Source organism: Blastocatellia bacterium, assembly GCA_025055075.1.
GTDB lineage: Bacteria > Acidobacteriota > Blastocatellia > HR10 > HR10 > HR10.
Genome location: JANWYV010000039.1, coordinates 54,889 through 72,659, shown reverse-complemented (window position 1 = coordinate 72,659; position 17,771 = coordinate 54,889). Strand labels below are relative to the sequence as shown.

Sequence of the window (17,771 nt, the reverse complement as noted above, 5' to 3'; positions counted from 1 at the left end):
CGGGTTTCGACTCGGAGCGAGGGGGTTCATTGATTTCTTCGCCAATGTCGCTCCGCGCCTCTCCCTCCGGTTCTGGGAATTGCTCAGCCAGCGACGATATGACGAGTTCGACGCCTTATACGCGAAGCTTCGCTTCGATCCATTCATTCGCCTCATTCGCCCGGAGCAGCAGCGTTGGATTGGAGTTGGCGAAGGGCCGACATCGCGGCTGTGGTTGAGGCTCTTCGGTATGGAGACAGGGCCGGCCTTTCCTCCGCAGGCCCCGCTTTCGCCGGAATACGAGGAAGCCGCTCGACTCGTTCTAGAGCAAAGCGGCCTTCGGGAATGGGTCGAGTGGCATCCAGAGGTCATCGCTGAAGGGTGAGAGATGGATCGAAAGCGAGAACAATCGGCGGCGTGGTTGGCTCGAAGCGAGCGCGTGATTCCCGGAGGCGCGCAGACGTTCAGCAAGAGCCCGAGGAGTTTCGTTCAAGGCGTCGCTCCGAATTTCTTAGCGCGGGCTCAGGGCGCCTTCGTGTGGGACGTTGATGGCTATCGCTACCTCGATTACATCATGGGCCTGGGAGCCGTAATCCTGGGACACGGAGACGCCGACGTGTTGGAGGCCGCGCGCACACAGATGGAGGCGGGGATCAGCTTCAGTCTTCCGCATCCGGTCGAAGTCGAAGTCGCCGAGCGGCTCGTTCGCTTGATTCCCTGCGCCGAGATGGTGCGGTTTGCCAAGAATGGATCTGATGTCACTACGGCTGCCGTGCGCCTCGCCCGTGCCTTTACGAGGCGCGAGAAGATTCTCTGCTGCGGGTATCATGGGTGGCACGATTGGTACATCGGCACCACTGACCGAAATCGGGGCGTGCCTGAAGCCGTGCGCCACCTGACGTTTCGATTTCCCTACAATGACCTGGACGCTCTGCATCGCCTCTTCAACGAACATCGGGGAGAGATCGCGGCTGTGATCATGGAGCCGGTGACTTTCGATCCTCCTGCGCCGGGGTATTTGGAAGAAGTGCGGGCGCTCTGTCACCGCCATGGTGCCCTCCTCATCTTCGACGAGGTCATCACGGGGTTTCGCTTTGGATTGGGAGGCGCGCAGGCCTACTTCGGTGTTGTGCCGGATTTGGCGTGCTTCGGGAAGGCGATGGCGAATGGATTCCCCCTCGCGGCCTTAGTCGGGCGCGCTGACATCATGCATCTTCTCTCCGAGCCCGATGTCTTCTTCTCCACCACGCACGGCGGAGAAGCCGTCAGCTTAGCCGCCTCTCGAGCCACCTTGGAGAAACTCGAACGGGAAGATGGTATCGCGTCGCTCTGGCGGCTTGGGGCACGCCTCAAGGAGGGAATCAATGCACTGCTCGGGGAGCATCGGCTCGCTGATCTCATCGAATGCGTCGGCATGCCCCCGTTCACGGCCTTGCGATTCCACGTCCGAGATGAAGAAGAGCAACTGGCCCTTCGTTCCCTGTTTCAACAAGAGGCACTCGTGCGCGGTATTCTCGCATTCGGCTATCACATGCTCAGCCTCGCACATTCGGAGGCCGATATTGAATGGACTCTCGAGCAGTACGCCGAAATCTTCGCGGTGATCGCCGATGCTGTGCGTCAAGGAGACGTGGCGGCTCGTCTGAAAGGGCCTCCGATTCGCCCGATTCTTCGTCAGGCATGAACGCTTTCGACATGGGGAGGAGGACGGTGATGCCGACGATTTGGGAATTATTCGATCTGAAAGGACACGTGGCCATCGTGACGGGAGGTGCCGGGCGGCTCGGTTCGCAAATGTGCGATGCGTTGGCCGAAGCCGGAGCCCATGTCGTCGTCGCTTCGCGAGACCTGGAACGTTGCCGACAAAAGGCGAACGAACTCTCTGAACGGTTTGCCGAGGCTATGGCCGTCTCCGTAGATGTGACCGTTCCAGAATCCGTGCGCGCTATGAGGGACGCTGTCATGGCCCGCTTCGGTCGCATTGACGTCTTGGTGAATAATGCCTATAGCGGTCTCCACCGATCGTTCGAGGAGATGACACTCGAGGAGTTCGAGTCCGCTGTGCGGGGTGGTTTGACGAGCACCTTCCTCTGCGCACAAGCGGTGAGTGCGGTGATGAAAGAAGCGGAGCGAGGGACGATCATCAATATCGCGAGCATCTACGGGGTCGTGTCTCCCGATCATCGAATCTATGGGCGAACGGGCATCAACAATCCGTGCAACTACGGGGCCGCGAAAGCTGGCGTCATCCAGTTGACGCGGTGGCTGGCGACGTATCTGGCCCCCTATGGGATTCGCGTCAACTGCATCACGCCCGGAGGATTCTACGACGAGCGGCTGCGCACGCTGCCCGATTATGAGCAGGTCTTCGTTCCCAACTACATTGCTCGCACTCCCCTCGGACGTATGGGGGGAGCGACCGATTTGAAGGGCGTCGTAGTCTTCCTCGCCTCGCGCGCCTCGGAGTATATCACCGGGCAAAACATCATCGTGGATGGGGGGTGGACGGCATGGTGATCCCACAGCGCCTGATCTATGCTTATCCGTGGGATTTGAAAGAAGAGGGGATCGAAACCGCTCTGGCGACGATTGCTGATCTCGGCCTCACGGCTGTGAGCGTGGCCGTGAGTTACCACAGCGGGAAGTTCCTCTCCCCACGCCATCCGCATCGCCGGGTCATCTTCCCGGAAGGCGGGGTGATCTACTTTCATCCCTCCGAAGCGCGATTTCGCGATCTGCCCATCCGACCTGTGGTCAGCGAACTGGTTCGGGACGAAGATGTGCTCGCTGAAATCATGCGAGCGTGCTCGCGCTATGGACTGCGGTTCATTGGTTGGGTCGTCGGCACGCATAACAGCCGATTGGGGATGCGGCATCCAGAGTTTCTCTGCCGAAATGCGTATGGGGACCCGTATGTCTATGCCCTCTGCCCTAGTCATGAGGCCGTGCGGGCTTTCCTGCTGGTCTTGGTCGAGGACGTGCTCGAACAATATCCGCTCGATGGTCTCGAAGTGGAGTCTTTCGGGTACCTCGGGTTCCTCCATGGGTATCATCACGAATTCTACAGCGTGAGCCTTGGGATCTTCGAACAGGCGCTGCTGGCGCTTTGCTTCTGTTCGGCTTGCGAGCAGATGGGGAAAGAGGCCGGATTAGACGTGAAACACCTGCGGGAGAGTGTCCGTCAAACGCTCGACCGGAGGCTGAACGGATCGGTCGAGCGCGGCCTGACGACGGCGGCCGATGACGTGGCGGCGCTCCTGGATTTTCTCCTCGCGCACGTGGAGCTTCAAACTTATCTCAAGCGGCGCAACGAACGCGTGACGTCGCTGCTTGTTGAGCTGGCCGCGCTCACTCGTCGGAAGGGAGTCGAGCTATCTTGCTCTGGGCCGGTCTTCGCTCGTCCCACGGCCCTGGGATGGGTGGAAGGCCTCGACCTTCGCGCTGTCGGAACGATCGTGGATCGCTTTGTGGTGGCTCTGTATTTCGAGGAGGAGGAACGGCGAATGGCCGAGGCCGCTTTCATTGCCGACCTACAGCTCCCCTGTGCTTTGGGAGCGGCTTTGAATCTCGGCCATCCCTATACCCGAGCGGTGGAAGAGGTCGAGAGGACGATTCGATACGTGGCGAACCTGGGGTTCACCAGCGTGGGTTTTTACAACTACGGGACGCTTCCCATTTATCGGCTTCAGTGGATTCAACGCGCTTTGACGTCATTGGAGGGACGATGATCGTTGACGTCCACACGCATGTTTGGCGACGCGAGCATTGGTCGGAGGAGCTAGCGCGCGAATCCCAACGCGCGCGTGGTTCTCCCATCTTATTGGACGTGACCGAAGAGGCGTATGCGGAGGCGTTGCGCGCCGTCGATCGCGCGATCGTCTTCGGCTTGCGGGCGCAGCACGTGGGGCTGCTGGTGCCGAACGATTTTGTCGCTGAATTCGTCCGCCGCTTTCCGGAGAAGCTCATCGGGTTCGCCTCCGTGGATCCCCATGAGTCGGACTATATGGGCGAGCTGGAACGAGCCGTCGAGGATTTGAAGCTCCGAGGGGTCAAGCTCGGCCCTGTCTACCAGAATGTTCACCCCATGGATGAGCGAATGTGCTCGATTTACGACTACTGCGAACGGCGTGGTCTGCCGATCATCATCCATCAGGGGACGACCTTCGCTCGCCGCGCGCCTCTTCGCTTTGCTTCTCCCTTACTTTTGGAAGAGGTTGCTTTTGCCCATCCCGACTTGGTGATGATCATCGCGCATCTCGGACATCCGTGGATCGCGGAGACGGTCGTCCTGATTCGGAAGCATCCGAACCTCTACGCCGACATCTCGGCCTTGCATTATCGTCCGTGGCAATTCTACAACGGGTTGATGCTCGCTCTGGAATATGGCGTCATGGGGAAATTGCTTTTCGGTTCGGATTATCCCTTCGCTACGCCGGGAGAAGCCCTTGAAGGCGTGCGAGGGGTCAATGATTTTGCTCGGCGGTGGGGGCTGCCTCCTCTACCGGAAGAAGCAATCGTTCAAATCCTCGAACGCGATACGCTGCGACTGCTGGGACTCTCATGAGGGAGGGAAAGATCGGCATCGGTGTGATCGGCTGCGGGGCTGTGGCGCGTGGGTTTCACCTGCCGGCCCTGCGACGAAATCCGGACGCCGCGCTTCTGGCGCTGGCGGACGTAGACGGAGTGGCGCTTGATCGTGCCGCTCGTGAGTTCCGGGTTGAACGGGCGACTCTCGATTATCGCGAGTGGATCGAAGATCCTGCGATCGAAGCGGTCATCATTGCGACTCCTCCGGAGGTCACTCCGGAGATCGCAATCGCATGCCTTCGGGCCGGCAAACACGTCCTCTGCGAAAAGCCCATCGCGATCTCGCGCGAGATGGGGCTCCGCGTGGTGGAGGTCGCCGAGACGTCGGGACGAAAATTCCAGGTCGGATTCATCTTTCGCTTCAATGCCGGTGTCCAAATGCTCAAGCGCTGGATCGCCGAAGGCGCACTCGGATCCCCCATGGTGGTTCGCCTCGGAGCCTTCAATGAGCCATGGATGGTCACTGATCCCGATCACAATCGCCGAATCATAGATGCGCTTCCGACAAGTACGCCTTTGGTCGCTGGGGGAGCGCATTTTGCCGATATGGCGCTTTACTTCATCTCCGCTCCGCCGATCCACGTGGGTGGGGTGTCGGCGAGAACGCAGAGCGAGCTTCCCGAAGACAACCATTGGATCGGGGTCATCGAGTTCGCGGACGGCTCCATTTGTAAGTTGGAGATGGCATGGCTCCATCCTATTGCCCAAGCCGATGAGCATCGAGGTCCATATCCTCAGGTGAAATATCCAGAGATCGAGATCTTCGGCCCGCGGGGGATCGCTTGGCACGATCTGCGGACCGGTCGCACGCAGCTCGTTCGCTCGGAAGGGGTCATCCGAAAGCGCCTGCCCCCTTATGAGCTGAACTTCGATAGGCAACTGGAGGCTTTCCTCACAGCGATCCGAGAGGATCGTCCGCCATCGCCGGATGCTCGCGATGGATACCGGAGTCTGATCCTGACGCTCGATCTGCAAGAGGCGATTCGTCGCCATACAATCCTGGAAATCGCTCAGGAGGAGTACAAATGACGACCGTAAAAAGGGAGACCATTTGGGAGAACGCCGATGATCGTATGTTCGATCTCCTCATTACCGGAGGCCGCGTTCTCGACGGCACGGGGCGTCCGGCGGAAGTGGCCGATATCGGGATTCGCCAGGGGCGAATCGTCGCTCTCGGTGCGCTCAAGGAGCGACCGGCGCGGGAGCGCATCGAGGCGAACGGATTGATCGTCGCCCCTGGTTTCATCGACATCCATACGCATTCGGATATTTCCCTCTTGTTGAATCCGGTGGATGAGCCGCGCCTCTGGCAGGGCGTGACTACCGTCGTCTTCTCGAATTGTGGTATCGGATTTGCTCCGGTGACCGAGGAATTGCTCGCGAAGTTAAGGCGGATATACGCTGGGAGCTTCGGCCTTTGGGAAGTGCCATGGCGATGGCGCAGCGTCCGGGAATACCTCGATCTTTTTGTCGATCGGACGGCGGTGAACATCGCCTACCTCGTCCCTCACGCGGCGGTGAGGGCTTTCGTGATGGGATTGGAACAGCGGGCGGCCACCGAACGAGAGATCGCGGAAATGGCGGACCTCGTGCGTCAGGCCATGGAGGAAGGCGCTTTCGGCCTCTCTACGGGACTCACCTATCCCCCCATGCGGTGGGCAACGCATGATGAGCTGCGGGCGCTCCTTCAGGCTGTCGGGGAAAAGGGGGGATTTTTCGCCATCCACATGCGCAGCTATTTCGAGGGATTGTTCGACGCGTTGGCCGAAACTCTCACCCTCGCTGAGGAGACGGGTGTGCCCGTTCAAATCTCTCACCTGCAAACGGCCGGACGCGGGAACTGGGGCAGAGCCGAAGACCTCCTGGAGATGATCGAGCGGGCTCGCGAACGCGGCGTGGATGTGACCGTGGACTCCTATCCGTATATGGCCGGTTCGACATATCTGCAAGAATTCCTGCCGGAATGGGCGCAAGCCGATGACGCCGAAGCCATCCTCGCGCGACTGGGAGACCCAATTCTGCGCGATCGTATCATCGCGGAGCTTGATGCCGCTCCCCGAGATTGGGCGAGCGTGATTGTCAATGACCTCGCGACTGCAAAAAATCAAGCGCTCATCGGACGCTCGCTTCAGGACATCGCGAGGACTCGTGTCTGCTCTGTGGGGGAAGCGATCGTGCAGCTCCTCCTTGAAGAGGACCTCTGCGTCTCGATCATCTCCCATCATGGGAATGAAGCGGACGTGTGCCGGATCATGCGTTATCCCTTCCATATGATCGGAAGCGATGGGCTTGAGGCCGCGCAGCAACCGCATCCTCGCCTGTATGGAGCATTCGCGCGGTTCCTCGGCCATTATGTGCGCGATCGTCAGCTTCTTCCTATTGAGGAGGCTATTCGGAAGATCACGGCGCTTCCGGCGTCTCGGCTCCGTCTCTCCGATCGCGGGGTGATCGCCGTCGGTAAAGTCGCCGATCTCGTCCTCTTCGATCCGCTCGCCATCGGCGATCGCGCCGATTACGCGCATCCGCGCCAATTCGCGCAAGGCGTCAAGTATGTGCTCGTTCGCGGTCGCATCGTGAAAGATCCATCCGGGATCACTGGGGTGTGTCCCGGAGAGGTCCTTCGCCCATGACGAGGTTCGAGGGATAGAGAATGAACTGGCGCGTCCTCGACGAGGATCGAGAGCTTTTCGCTCGGGAATTGGAGACGTTCATTCCGCCACGTCTCTTCGATGCTCACGCGCATCTTTACGAGGTGCGTCACTTCAGCGGCCATATTCCGCCTTTGTGCGCCGAGGGGCCTGAGCGCGTCGGCATGGAGATCTATCAGGCGCTCATGACGGAGATGTTTCCGCAGCGGCGAATCGAGGGGCTCTTCTTCGGCTTCCCCAATGCCAGTCTGGACCTGATGGCCGCCAACGATTTCGTCGTCCGAGAGGCGAGGCGTCGTCCGCATTCCCGCGCGCAGATGCTCATTCGTCCGGACATGGATCCAGAGCTGATCCGCGAGACTGTCCGGCGAGAAGGGTTTGTCGGCTTGAAATGCTATCACGTCTATGCCGCAGAGCGTCCCACGTTCGAAGCAACGATCCCCAGCTATTTGCCCGAAGAGCATGTGCGCATCGCGCATGAGGAGCGGCTGACGATCACCCTCCACATCGTGCGCTCGCGCGCGCTCGCCGATCCGGCGAATCAAGAGGCGATTCGACAGTATGCCAAGCGCTATCCGGACGCGCGATTCATCCTCGCGCACGCTGGCCGCGGCTTCAATCCGCATCATACGGTGATGGGGATCGAGGCGCTGCGCGGGCTGGGGAATTTGTGGTTCGACACCTCGGCGGTGACCGAATGTGGCGCGTTCGAGGCTATTCTCCGAATCTTCGGTGTGGATCGCTTGCTCTATGGCTCCGATTTCCCCGTCTCCCATATGCGGGGCCGCTGTGTGGCGGTTGGCGACTCCTTCCTTTGGCTCTCGGCCCATGACCTGAGCCGCCGCACAGAATATGCGGATATCCGCCCTGTCCTCGTCGGGATCGAATCGCTGCGGGTTTTGAAGCTTGCCGCGTTGAATCTCAGACTCTCGGATTCTCAAATCGAAGCTCTCTTCTTCGGGAATGCTGTTGAACTGTTGGGAGTGGGTGGAGGGTAGCCGTCTCGTGTACGCTAGAGGATCACCGTGTGGGTCACGGCGGAGAGTGTGCAGAGCATGAGGAGAGGGATATGCGCTTAGCGAGTTACGTGTGGCGGGAAAAGGAACAGGTCGGGATCGTCGTGGGGGAGTGGGTCTACAGTCTGAGCGTTCGGGATCCACAACTTCGCGATGTGGGCGCTCTTTTGGAACGAGGAGAGGAAGTGCTTCTACAAGCACGGCGGTTGGAGATGGCGATTCGAGAAGGAGAACGAGGGGTTCCGCACGAGGCGATGGCGCCGCTTTCGGAGGTGCGGCTTTTACCGCCGGTGCGGAGGCCGGAGAAGATCATCTGCTTGGGCTTGAACTATCGCGATCATGCGCGAGAGGCAGGGATGCCGATTCCCGCAGAGCCAGTTTTCTTCGCCAAGTACGCCAATACCCTAGCGGGGCCGTATGATCCGATCTTGCGACCGCTGGCTGTCGAGCAGCTCGATTACGAGGTGGAGCTGGCCGTGGTGATCGGGAGAGAGGGGAAATATCTCTCTGAAGCGGAGGCCCTGGCGTATGTAGCGGGCTACATGGTGCTCAACGATGTGAGTGCGCGGGATTTTCAGTTTCGGACCGGCCAGTGGACGCACGGCAAGACGTTTGACGGCTTCGCTCCCTGCGGTCCGTTTCTGGTGACGGCTGATGAAGTGCCCGACCCTCACGGCCTGCGCTTGCGGCTGTGGGTGAATGGGGAGCTGCGGCAGGATTCGCACACGGGGGAGATGATCTTCTCGATCCCGTATCTGATTCACTACTTCTCGCAGCTTTTCACGCTGCGGCCTGGGGACATTCTCTCGACGGGGACGCCACCGGGCGTGGGCATGGCCCGTCGTCCTCCGGCTTTCCTGAAGGACGGGGATGAAGTCGTCGCCTGGATTGAGGGAATCGGCCAGCTCTGCAACCGCGTGGTGATGGAAACCCTCACGCAAGATGGCCCTCCCCCTTGCGACGCCCGAATTGATGCGGAGCATCTTGACCTTTCCAAAGACCATTAAGCCTTTACTAGGAGGAATCAGCGTGCGGATTATTGATCGGGGCGTTATCTTCGATGCGACTTCCGCTCCGTTGGAGGCGCGCTTCTGCACTTTCCCGTCGCTGGCGCGGCTGGAGAGTGGAAGACTCATAGTCGGCTTTCGCTCCGGCAGCTCCAAAGATTCGGCCGACGAGGATGTCCGTATCATGGCCAGCGATGATGGAGGCTATACGTGGCAGATGGTGTTGGACGGATTCGGAGAATTCCCACCAGGCAGTGGTGGCCGCATCCGCTGCATTGCGCTCACTGCTCTTGGCACCAGGCTTATCGCCTCACTGGCTTGGGTAGATCGCTCGGATCCGACGCGGCCCCTAGCGAATCCTCAGACTCAGGGGCTTCTGCCCACCAAAGTGTTTTTCACCTGGTCCGAAGATGATGGGCGTTCATGGGTGACGCCCCATGAAGTCCCTTTGGCGCCTCACAAAGGCAACGCGACGACCGGCTCCCTGTTGCTTCTGAAGGATGGTCGGCTGGCATTACCCTACGAAGCCTGGAAGGAGTACGATGATCCTCGTCCGGGGCATCACCACGCTGCCTTGCGCATCTCTGCCGACGGCGGTATGACGTGGGACGAGATGGCGATTGTCGCCCACGATCCGTCTGGGCAAGTGCTCTATTGGGATCAGCGTCTCACCATGGATCCAGAAACGGGGGAGTTGATCGCCATGTTTTGGACATACGATCGCCAGGCGCAACAGGACCGGGATATCCATATCGCTTGGGGCTCGCCAGATGCCCGACAATGGAGTCAGCCTGTCTCCATTGGCATTGCCGGACAGATTTGTGCGCCCCTAGCGTTGGGAGACGGTCGTGTCTTCGCCGCCTATGTGCATCGTCATGATCCGCCCAGCCTGAGGGCCATCCTGAGCGACGATTTCGGCAGGACGTGGAGGACGGAAGAGGAGATCGTCTTCTACGAGAAAAAGCACGGCGGTCGGGAATCAGGTATGGGGGGCAAGCGCGCTTTTGATGAGTATTGGGTGGATATGGGCCGCTGGACTTTCGGTCATCCAACTCCCCTGCTGCTGCCTGATGGCACGGTGTTCGTGGCTTTCTACGCTGGTGATGAGACGGCGATGGGCATCCAGTGGGTGCGGCTCGCACTCTAGAAACGCCTCACCAAAAAATCGGTAGGTCCACACGGAATCGTGGCGAAGGCCCCAGGTTCCGAAATTACCTAATTCAGCTCCTAGGTCGTCACCCATTGTGCCGAGGTTGATTTTGCTGTCAGGGATCACGCTTTGGGTTGACTCCAGGTCATCGGGTCGGTAGATTGACGCATGTCCCTGCGCCTCGTTCGAGGAGCGCATCTGAGGAAGAACCCAAGGCAAGGGAGTCGCGTGTGGGCGAGAGTCCTGGGCAACGAATCCTGATCGTTCACGAAGGAGCGATCGGCGATCTCCTGCTGGCGTTGCCGGCCATCGCCGCGGTCCGACGAAGCGCTCCCCAAGCTACGATTGAGTTATTTCGGACATCCGGCCTTGCCTCCGTTGTTGGAAGGGCGAGGGCTGGTTGATCGCGCTCATGCTTTGGATTCGCTGCCACTTTATCACCTCTTCAACGGAGAGATGCCAGAGGACCTTCGGGAGCGCCTGACTTCCTTCGATTTGATCATCTCGTGGTTCGGGAGTGGAAACGACGCTTATCGGCAAGCACTGAACCAGTTACCGGTTCGCGCGCTCGTGGCCCGATCCATTCCTCCCGCCGATGGCGGAATTCATGCGGTTGATTATCTCATCCAGACGTTGGCGTGACGACTGACGAGCGAACACCTCGACTTCCGTTGACGGAATTTGATCTTCCCGACAGTGGAGGAGACGGAGTGGCGCTGATTCGAGCCAACCGATGGGATGTCGTGGGGGGCCTCAAAGGAGGTTTGGGGGATCCATGCTCGGCGCGTCTCCGGCATTGACTTTTCAAGGACCTTTGGCTAAATTCTACACCTTCCTTCGAGGGCTTCTTTGACAATGGGGATCGCGGGAGCGGGCGTGGCGCAACGGTAGCGCATCAGCTTCCCAAGCTGAGTGTTGCGGGTTCGAATCCCGTCGCCCGCTCCATTATTTTTTTGCGAGGAATGCCAGTGCGCTCGAAGGATTTCGCCATTGGCCTCGCACAGGACCAGGACGTCCTCTGCCACCTGAGGGTGGTCGCCCATTGATGTTGGCTCCGGGATCAACAGAAATAGGGGTTGTTCCAACTCGCGGAGGTGGTTTTGAAACGCCGAATCGCCTCAATAGGGAGTGGGCTTCGCCATTTCCTCAAAGGAAGTTCGGGCATATGCGGAACTTCACGCGGGTGACGACGCTCAAGCTTCGCCATCCCCTCAAAAGAGGTTGAGCTCAGTCGCCTCAGTCGAACATTCAAGAGGGGATGTGGTGCCGGAGGTCGGAGTCGAACCGACACGGCCGTCTCAAGCGGCCACCAGATTTTGAGTCTGGCGCGTCTGCCAATTCCGCCACTCCGGCCCACCTCTGTTCTCGCGCCGCAGCCATTCTAGCGAGGGGATGCGCGCTGCGTCAAGCTGAGGGGGCTCGTCATCCCTTCGCAAGAAGGGACGCCGAACACCAGAGAGAGCACTCTGCGGGGGAAGAGAACGGGCCTTGGTGTTCTCTCAGAGATGTCGCTCATCCTCCGAACGCGTTCTCACGCCTGAAGCGAGGGCGCGGGATCAGCCTCACAAGGATTCGCGATGTTCGCCGAAGACGCGACGGAGGCAGTCGCTGATCTCGCCGAGCGTCGCGTAGACTTCGACAGCACGGATGATGAAGGGCATGAGATTTTCGGTCGAACGAGCGGCTTCCTCCAGCTCGGCAAGCGCCGTGCGCACGGCCGCGTGATCGCGCTCGGCCTTGATGCGACGCAAGGTCTCGATTTGCGCGCGCTCGATCTCCGGATCAATGCGGAGGACAGGAATCGGACGCTCTTCGGGAAGGACGAAGCGGTTCACACCGACGACGATCTGTTCGCCCGACTCGACGGCGCGTTGATATTCGTAAGCAGATTCGTGAATCTCTCTTTGCACCCATCCAAGCTCAATGGCGCGCAGCATCCCGCCCAGCGCCTCGATGCGTTCGAGATACTCGAAGACGCGCCGCTCGATCTCGTTCGTAAGGCTCTCAATGGCATACGAGCCGCCGAGGGGATCCACCGTGTCGGCGACGCCCGATTCATAAGCGATGACCTGTTGCGTTCGGAGCGCCAAAAGAGCCGACTCCTCTGTGGGCAAGCCCAAAGCTTCATCTCGCGCATTGCAATGGAGCGATTGCGCGCCGCCGAGCACGGCCGCCAGAGCTTGTAACGTGACGCGGATCACGTTGACCTCGGGCTGCTGGGCCGTGAGCGTCGAACCGGCCGTCTGCGCATGGAATCGTAACATCATCGAACGCGGATCGCGCGCTCCGAAGCGCTCTCGCATCAATCGCGCCCAAATGCGTCGGGCGGCGCGGAACTTCGCCACCTCTTCGAGAAAGTGGTTGTGCACGTTGAAGAAGAAACTGAGGCGCGGAGCGAACTCATCAACGATCAATCCGCGGTCCACGGCCGCTTGCACATAGGTGATGGCGTCGCCGAAGGTGAACGCCAATTCTTGTACAGCCGTCGCCCCGGCCTCGCGGATATGGTAGCCGGAGATGGAGATCATGTTCCACTTCGGAACATGGCGCGTGCAGAACTCGAAGATGTCCGTGCACAAGCGCAGGCTCGGCCCGGGAGGATAAATGTACGTCCCGCGCGCGATGTATTCCTTCAGGATGTCGTTTTGAACGGTGCCACTCACGCGATCCCAGGCGACGCCTTGCTTGCGCGCGACGACCAAATACATGGCCAGCAGAATCGGCGCTGTCGCGTTGATCGTCATGGAGGTCGAAACGCGATCCAGCGGGATGCCCTCAAAGAGCGTCTCCATATCGGCGAGCGTGTCAATGGCCACACCGACTTTCCCAACTTCACCTTGTGCGAGCGGGTGATCCGAATCGTAGCCCATCTGCGTGGGCAGATCGAACGCCACGCTGAGCCCCGTCTGCCCTTGTTCCAGAAGATATCGATAGCGGCGGTTGGACTCGCGGGCCGTCGCGTATCCAGCGTATTGGCGCATCGTCCACAACCGCCCGCGGTACATCGTCGGATAGACGCCGCGGGTGAAGGGGTAGGCTCCCGGCTCGCCTAAGTCGCGCTCGGGATCGAACCCGGCGAGGTCGCTCGCCCGATAGACGGCCTTCAGTTCAATGTGAGATGAGGTTTCAAACCGCGCTTTTCGCTCCGCGCTCTTTGTTCCCGTCGGTTCCATTACCCCTTTCCTCCTCTCGCTTCTCCGAAGTCCCGATCAATTTTACGGCACCTCGACATCTTTCAGGAATTGGAAATCGCCGGAGGTGGGGATGGTCGGAATGCGCACGCGGGGATTCGCCAAGGCGATGTTAGCCGGATACCAGAGGTAGATCCACGGCACATCCTCGGCCAGGATCTCCTGAATTCGCGCATAAAGGGCGCGCTGTTCAGCGCGATCGTTGGCCGCCTCAGCGCGCGCGATCAGAACGTCCAGTTGCGGATTTCGATAGCGGGCGCGGTTGAGGAAACCCGTTCGTTCCGACTCCCGGATCGTCGGATCGTTCGGAATCGAGCGGGAGCCGAAGGCCGCTTTGAAGATGTCCGGGAATTGGTTCGCGCCGATCTGCCGGAGGAAGAAGAGCTGGAAATTCCCCGTGTTGATGTCGTTCAAAAACGTCTGGAATTCGAAGGACTGAATCTGCAACTCGATGCCGATGGCGCGCAGTTGCTCTTGAAGGGCCGTGGCGATCTTTCGTGGATGTTCGGCCGAGGAAGTCTTGAGCGTGAGACGAAAGCGCGGCTGCGGACCCTCGCCGTCGGGATCGCGATACCCGGCCTCATCCAGCAGTTGGCGGGCACGCGCCGGATCGTATTCGTAGGTCTTCACGGTTTCGTGATAGGCCCAATGCGTCGGCGGGAGGACGCTCTTGGCCGGTCGGGCTTGTCCGCGCAGCAGGTTCACGATGATGGCCTGGCGATTGATCCCGTAGGCGATCGCTTGTCGCACGCGGCGATCTCGGAGAATGGGATCGGTCGTGTTGAGTCCGAGGTATTCGAGCGCAGCGCCGTCAGAGATCGCGACCTGGAGCTGTTGGCTCGCTTGCTGCTCGGCCACGAAGTCGGGCGAAAGTTGTGCGTTCAAGGCGAAGTGAACGGTCCCCCCGAGCAGCTCCAGAGCGAGCGTCGTCGGATCGCGCACGATCTTCACCCGAAGTTGGCGGACGCGCGGTGCGCCCTGAAAATGCTCCGGGAAGGCAAGCAGTTCTACCTCTTGGTTCTCCACGTAACGCACGAATCGGAAGGGGCCAGTGCCGATCGGTTGTCGCGCGATCGTTTCGCCCGAATGCTCCGGGATGATGCCGATGGCGATCAGATCCACGAGCAATCCCCGATAGGGCTCGCGACAGCGAAAGACGACGGTGTGAGAGTCCACGGGTTCGACGCGTTCGAGCTTGCTTAAGGCCGCTCGCTTAGGGGAGTCGAACGTCGGAGCGATCAGCGTGTTGAACGTATAGGCGACGTCCCGCGCCGTCAGTTCTCGGCCATCGTGGAATCGCACGCCGCGGCGGAGGCGGAACGTATAGACGGTGAAATCGTCGGAGATCTCCCAGGACTCGGCCAGCTCCGGGATGATCTCAAAGCGTTCGTCCTTCTGCGTGAGCGTGTTGAAGAGGAGCTGCTGCAAGCGCGCGGTCACGGCGTTTGTGGGGCCGCGCGGATCGAAGGTCAGCGGCGGTGCCTCAATGGCGATGACGAGGGTATGCGTCTGTTGCGGGCGATGGCATCCGAGCGGGGGGAGGAATCCGAGGAGAATGAGCACCATGCTCATTCCCCATTGCCATCTGCGTCGCGCGCCGATCCTCGCCCTGCGTTCGGCTGTCATCGCGAGCCTTCCGCCAACATGCGCGTGAATCGCGCAAGCGCGCTGAACAGGGAGGATGCCGGAGTCCCCGCTCGGATTGTCGGGAGGGCATCCAGAAGGATGAGGGAGCCAAGGGCTGAAGTGAACGTTCCCCTCAGGCCCAGAGGATCGCGGACGCCGAATCCGGTCAACAATTGCAGGGGAAGGGATTCGACCGAGCGCGCGTCGGCGACCAGTGGCTGTAACCATGGGAGGCGAAAGGCCGCGCGCGTCGCGTAGACGCCGAGCGCCGCTTGAGGCGGTCGCTCGCGCATCCACTGCGCGAATTCCGGCGTGCGTCCGAGGACTCGGCCGCGATCGCGTTCATCCAGAAGTCGCTTCGCGCGTTCGGGACGAGCGATGATGGCCTCCGCAGCGGTGACTGCGACCGCGGTATCATCCGCGAGGGGATAGATCGTATGCGCACCATGGGCGATGGGGCGTAGCCCCTGTCGTGCGACGACTTTCTCCAAGATGGCGCGCAAGCGATCGGAATTCCGCACGGAGAGGATGAAATCGCGCTCGATGAGACCGGCCGATGACGACCACGCGATGGCCAGCTCGGATCCGAGGGCAGCCAATAAGTCCTCCTTGATGCGGAACCCAAGCTGCGTCTCCAGCAACGCAACGGCGGCTTCCGGCGATTGCCCTCCGAGTTGGGCCGTGAGGAGCGGTCCGAGCGTCGCCAAAGTGGCCTCATAGAGGCGCATGAGATCCACTCCGGCGAAGATCGCGAGCGCAGCGTCTTCGGGGATCGCGTGCGCTGTGGCGAATTCGATGGGCGGCAACTCCGTCAATGCCGCGATCATCGCACTGTGTCCCCGCTCAATGAGGACGCAATACTCTTCACGAACCGTGCTCCCCTCGAGCGCGAGCGAGGAGCCGACGGCCTTGAAGGCCGAGAGACCGATGAATTGAAGGATCGGGACCAAGAGCGAGATCGAACCACTCGAGGTGCGCGCCGTCAGTTGGCCGATCAAATATGGCATGATCCGTTCGAGATTCAGGAAGGCGAAAGCCGTTCCTCCAGCGCATCGCTCGCGGAGGAGGCGAAAGCCAGAGGATTCCGCAAGCGTGGGCTTCTTCGCCGGATCCTCCACCAGGCGCTCGATGGTCGTCGTCGGCCCGAAAAGAAGCACGCGTCCCATCCGGGCGAAACCGAGGGGCTCACCCTGAAGGGATTGGCTCGTTTGAAGGATCGAAACGGATCGTCCCTGGTGCGAACGCACGGGGCCGAGACGTTCAAAAGCCACGCGCAAGTGTTCGACCGCGCGTGCCGCGCTCTCGCTCGAAGTGGCTTCCGCGAGTACGATGACGCGGAAGGAATCCGCGGCCTCTGGGACGACGAGCGCGTATCGAGCTTCCGGACCGAGGCTCGCAGCATCGGAAAGATCGTGGTGATTCGCGATCTCGCGGAGATAATGAGTCAAAGGGAGCGAGACCCCAGCGACAGCGCGCGCCAGTGCGCTCTGCCGCACGCCTTCTCGAAATGCCGAGAGATCGCGGATGAAAACGACAGCCGCCACATCATGAGGGATGTGCGATTCAAGCCCCGTTTCTTGCGGCTTCACGGGCCGCGTGCCCTGACGGCGTTGTGGGACACTCGCTGACCCTTCGCGCACAAGACCCGTCGTCGGCCCAAGCGCGAAGAGTCCCATCAAAAATCCGCTCCAAAAGACTCGTGCCTTCATGATCTGATCCCCCCTTGATGCGCTTGCCAACATTATATCACGCCACCGATTGGATGCCCATTTGCTGTGCGTCCGCGTTGGGAGAAAGCCGTCAGGATGTCAGCCGGACGAAGATGGGCGCGAGCAGGCCTCGATTGATGGGCATCTTTGACTCCGCCGCTGAACCCGCGCGCATGAACGGCCTCAGCAGCCGCGGCGAACGGCGAGAGCGTTTCCCATGGGAGTGCGGAGTGATCCGTTGCTCCCCGGAGGCGCGAACGGGAGCGCAAGGTGGAGAGGCCGTCATCCGGCATGTGCGATCGGCAGTTGATGGCAAGCCTTTCCATCGAGATGAGGTCGCCATCGGAGACATTGAGCGCGATGTTGTTCGAGTGACGGGGTTCGTTTAAAATTGGCCTTCTCAGTGACGATAGGGGATCGTGCGTGAGAAGGCGGATATGAAGAAGGTCGCGATCATTGTGTCCAACGGCAGTTTCAACAATCTCTTCCAAGTGAGCACGCTCATTCGCGCGTTGACGGCATCGCAGGAGACCTCAGTGCGCGTCTTCTTTCGCGACGAAGCCATCGTGAAGGTCACTCGGGCGCGCATCAACGAGTTGAATTTCTCGGACCTCGTTCGCCCGATGGAGTCGGAGATCATGCGGCGGCTTCGGGAAGCGGACTTCGTGGACCTGCATGCCTTCTTGCGCGATTCCAAAGAGCACGGTGATGACGTGCGGCTATTCGCTTGCACATCCTCGATGTACATGTATGGCGTTCGGGAGGAAGATTTGATCCCGGAGATTGACGGCGCGCGCACGCTCACGGACTTCCTGCTGGAAGAAGTGAGCGATGCGGAGAAGGTCTTCACGTTCTGAT

Annotated in this window: 16 protein-coding genes and 2 tRNA genes; 14 read left to right on the top strand and 4 right to left on the bottom strand. The window is 60.3% G+C overall.

The window, feature by feature from the left end; genetic code table 11:
• From NZ746_10220 to NZ746_10165, 12 genes are all read left to right on the top strand, one after another.
• Positions 1–364, top strand: a 364-nt coding sequence (locus tag NZ746_10220; GenBank protein MCS6817738.1) for a hypothetical protein, incomplete at its 5' end; no start/stop codon positions are given.
• A gap of 3 nt (positions 365–367) precedes the next feature.
• Positions 368–1,663 (top strand): aminotransferase class III-fold pyridoxal phosphate-dependent enzyme, encoded by a 1,296-nt coding sequence (locus tag NZ746_10215; protein MCS6817737.1) that lies wholly within the window; start codon positions 368–370, stop codon positions 1,661–1,663.
• 29 nt (positions 1,664–1,692) lie between these two features.
• Positions 1,693–2,496, top strand: a complete 804-nt coding sequence (locus NZ746_10210; GenBank protein ID MCS6817736.1) for an SDR family oxidoreductase — start codon at positions 1,693–1,695, stop codon at positions 2,494–2,496.
• Positions 2,490–3,707 carry a hypothetical protein gene (locus NZ746_10205; protein ID MCS6817735.1) on the top strand — a complete coding sequence of 406 codons (1,218 nt, stop codon included), beginning with the start codon at positions 2,490–2,492 and terminating at the stop codon, positions 3,705–3,707. The genes NZ746_10210 and NZ746_10205 overlap by 7 nt, the downstream gene beginning before the upstream one ends.
• Positions 3,704–4,543, top strand: a complete 840-nt coding sequence (locus NZ746_10200) for an amidohydrolase family protein (GenBank protein MCS6817734.1) — start codon at positions 3,704–3,706, stop codon at positions 4,541–4,543. The genes NZ746_10205 and NZ746_10200 overlap by 4 nt, the downstream gene beginning before the upstream one ends.
• Positions 4,540–5,595 (top strand): Gfo/Idh/MocA family oxidoreductase, encoded by a 1,056-nt coding sequence (locus NZ746_10195; GenBank protein MCS6817733.1) that lies wholly within the window; start codon positions 4,540–4,542, stop codon positions 5,593–5,595. Before NZ746_10200 ends, NZ746_10195 begins: the two co-directional genes overlap by 4 nt.
• Positions 5,592–7,196 (top strand): D-aminoacylase, encoded by a 1,605-nt coding sequence (locus tag NZ746_10190; protein ID MCS6817732.1) that lies wholly within the window; start codon positions 5,592–5,594, stop codon positions 7,194–7,196. The genes NZ746_10195 and NZ746_10190 overlap by 4 nt, the downstream gene beginning before the upstream one ends.
• 20 nt (positions 7,197–7,216) lie before the next feature.
• Positions 7,217–8,212: an amidohydrolase gene (locus NZ746_10185; protein MCS6817731.1), complete on the top strand. Its 996-nt coding sequence runs from the start codon at positions 7,217–7,219 to the stop codon at positions 8,210–8,212.
• Between the two features lie 71 nt (positions 8,213–8,283).
• Positions 8,284–9,237, top strand: a complete 954-nt coding sequence (locus tag NZ746_10180; GenBank protein MCS6817730.1) for a fumarylacetoacetate hydrolase family protein — start codon at positions 8,284–8,286, stop codon at positions 9,235–9,237.
• Positions 9,238–9,259: 22 nt separating this feature from the next.
• Complete coding sequence (locus NZ746_10175) at positions 9,260–10,384, top strand: exo-alpha-sialidase (GenBank protein MCS6817729.1); 1,125 nt, start codon at positions 9,260–9,262, stop codon at positions 10,382–10,384.
• A gap of 372 nt (positions 10,385–10,756) precedes the next feature.
• Positions 10,757–11,029, top strand: coding sequence for a hypothetical protein (locus NZ746_10170; GenBank protein ID MCS6817728.1), 273 nt, complete (start codon positions 10,757–10,759; stop codon positions 11,027–11,029).
• A 228-nt stretch (positions 11,030–11,257) separates the two neighbouring features.
• Positions 11,258–11,332: transfer RNA gene (locus NZ746_10165), tRNA-Gly, on the top strand.
• 316 nt (positions 11,333–11,648) lie between these two features.
• Here the strand turns inward: NZ746_10165 and NZ746_10160 are convergent.
• From NZ746_10160 to NZ746_10145, 4 genes are all read right to left on the bottom strand, one after another.
• Positions 11,649–11,740: transfer RNA gene (locus tag NZ746_10160), tRNA-Leu, on the bottom strand.
• A 209-nt stretch (positions 11,741–11,949) separates the two neighbouring features.
• Positions 11,950–13,560, bottom strand: a complete 1,611-nt coding sequence (locus NZ746_10155) for a methylmalonyl-CoA mutase family protein (protein ID MCS6817727.1) — start codon at positions 13,558–13,560, stop codon at positions 11,950–11,952.
• Positions 13,561–13,602: 42 nt separating this feature from the next.
• Entirely contained in the window at positions 13,603–15,144 is a 1,542-nt protein-coding gene (locus tag NZ746_10150; GenBank protein MCS6817726.1) for an ABC transporter substrate-binding protein, read from the bottom strand.
• 56 nt (positions 15,145–15,200) lie between these two features.
• Positions 15,201–16,913 carry a hypothetical protein gene (locus tag NZ746_10145; protein ID MCS6817725.1) on the bottom strand — a complete coding sequence of 571 codons (1,713 nt, stop codon included), beginning with the start codon at positions 16,911–16,913 and terminating at the stop codon, positions 15,201–15,203.
• Between the two features lie 137 nt (positions 16,914–17,050).
• Between NZ746_10145 and NZ746_10140 the strand changes: the two genes are divergently transcribed.
• On the top strand, positions 17,051–17,302 hold the full coding sequence (locus NZ746_10140; GenBank protein ID MCS6817724.1) for a hypothetical protein: 252 nt from the start codon (positions 17,051–17,053) through the stop codon (positions 17,300–17,302).
• A 48-nt stretch (positions 17,303–17,350) separates the two neighbouring features.
• Positions 17,351–17,770: a DsrE family protein gene (locus tag NZ746_10135; GenBank protein MCS6817723.1), complete on the top strand. Its 420-nt coding sequence runs from the start codon at positions 17,351–17,353 to the stop codon at positions 17,768–17,770.
• The last annotated feature ends 1 nt before the right edge of the window (position 17,771 follow it).

Bases quoted from the DNA above. Each gene is read 5' to 3' on its own strand.
- NZ746_10150 (MCS6817726.1), bottom strand. From the start codon at position 15,144: ATGGTGCTCATTCTCCTCGGATTCCTCCCCCCGCTCGGATGCCATCGC.
- NZ746_10190 (MCS6817732.1), top strand. From the start codon at position 5,592: ATGACGACCGTAAAAAGGGAGACCATTTGGGAGAACGCCGATGATCGT.
- NZ746_10135 (MCS6817723.1), top strand. From the start codon at position 17,351: ATGAAGAAGGTCGCGATCATTGTGTCCAACGGCAGTTTCAACAATCTC.
- NZ746_10140 (MCS6817724.1), top strand. From the start codon at position 17,051: ATGGGCATCTTTGACTCCGCCGCTGAACCCGCGCGCATGAACGGCCTC.
- NZ746_10215 (MCS6817737.1), top strand. From the start codon at position 368: ATGGATCGAAAGCGAGAACAATCGGCGGCGTGGTTGGCTCGAAGCGAG.
- NZ746_10185 (MCS6817731.1), top strand. From the start codon at position 7,217: ATGAACTGGCGCGTCCTCGACGAGGATCGAGAGCTTTTCGCTCGGGAA.
- NZ746_10200 (MCS6817734.1), top strand. From the start codon at position 3,704: ATGATCGTTGACGTCCACACGCATGTTTGGCGACGCGAGCATTGGTCG.
- NZ746_10145 (MCS6817725.1), bottom strand. From the start codon at position 16,913: ATGAAGGCACGAGTCTTTTGGAGCGGATTTTTGATGGGACTCTTCGCG.
- NZ746_10205 (MCS6817735.1), top strand. From the start codon at position 2,490: ATGGTGATCCCACAGCGCCTGATCTATGCTTATCCGTGGGATTTGAAA.
- NZ746_10210 (MCS6817736.1), top strand. From the start codon at position 1,693: ATGCCGACGATTTGGGAATTATTCGATCTGAAAGGACACGTGGCCATC.
- NZ746_10155 (MCS6817727.1), bottom strand. From the start codon at position 13,560: ATGGAACCGACGGGAACAAAGAGCGCGGAGCGAAAAGCGCGGTTTGAA.
- NZ746_10195 (MCS6817733.1), top strand. From the start codon at position 4,540: ATGAGGGAGGGAAAGATCGGCATCGGTGTGATCGGCTGCGGGGCTGTG.
- NZ746_10180 (MCS6817730.1), top strand. From the start codon at position 8,284: ATGCGCTTAGCGAGTTACGTGTGGCGGGAAAAGGAACAGGTCGGGATC.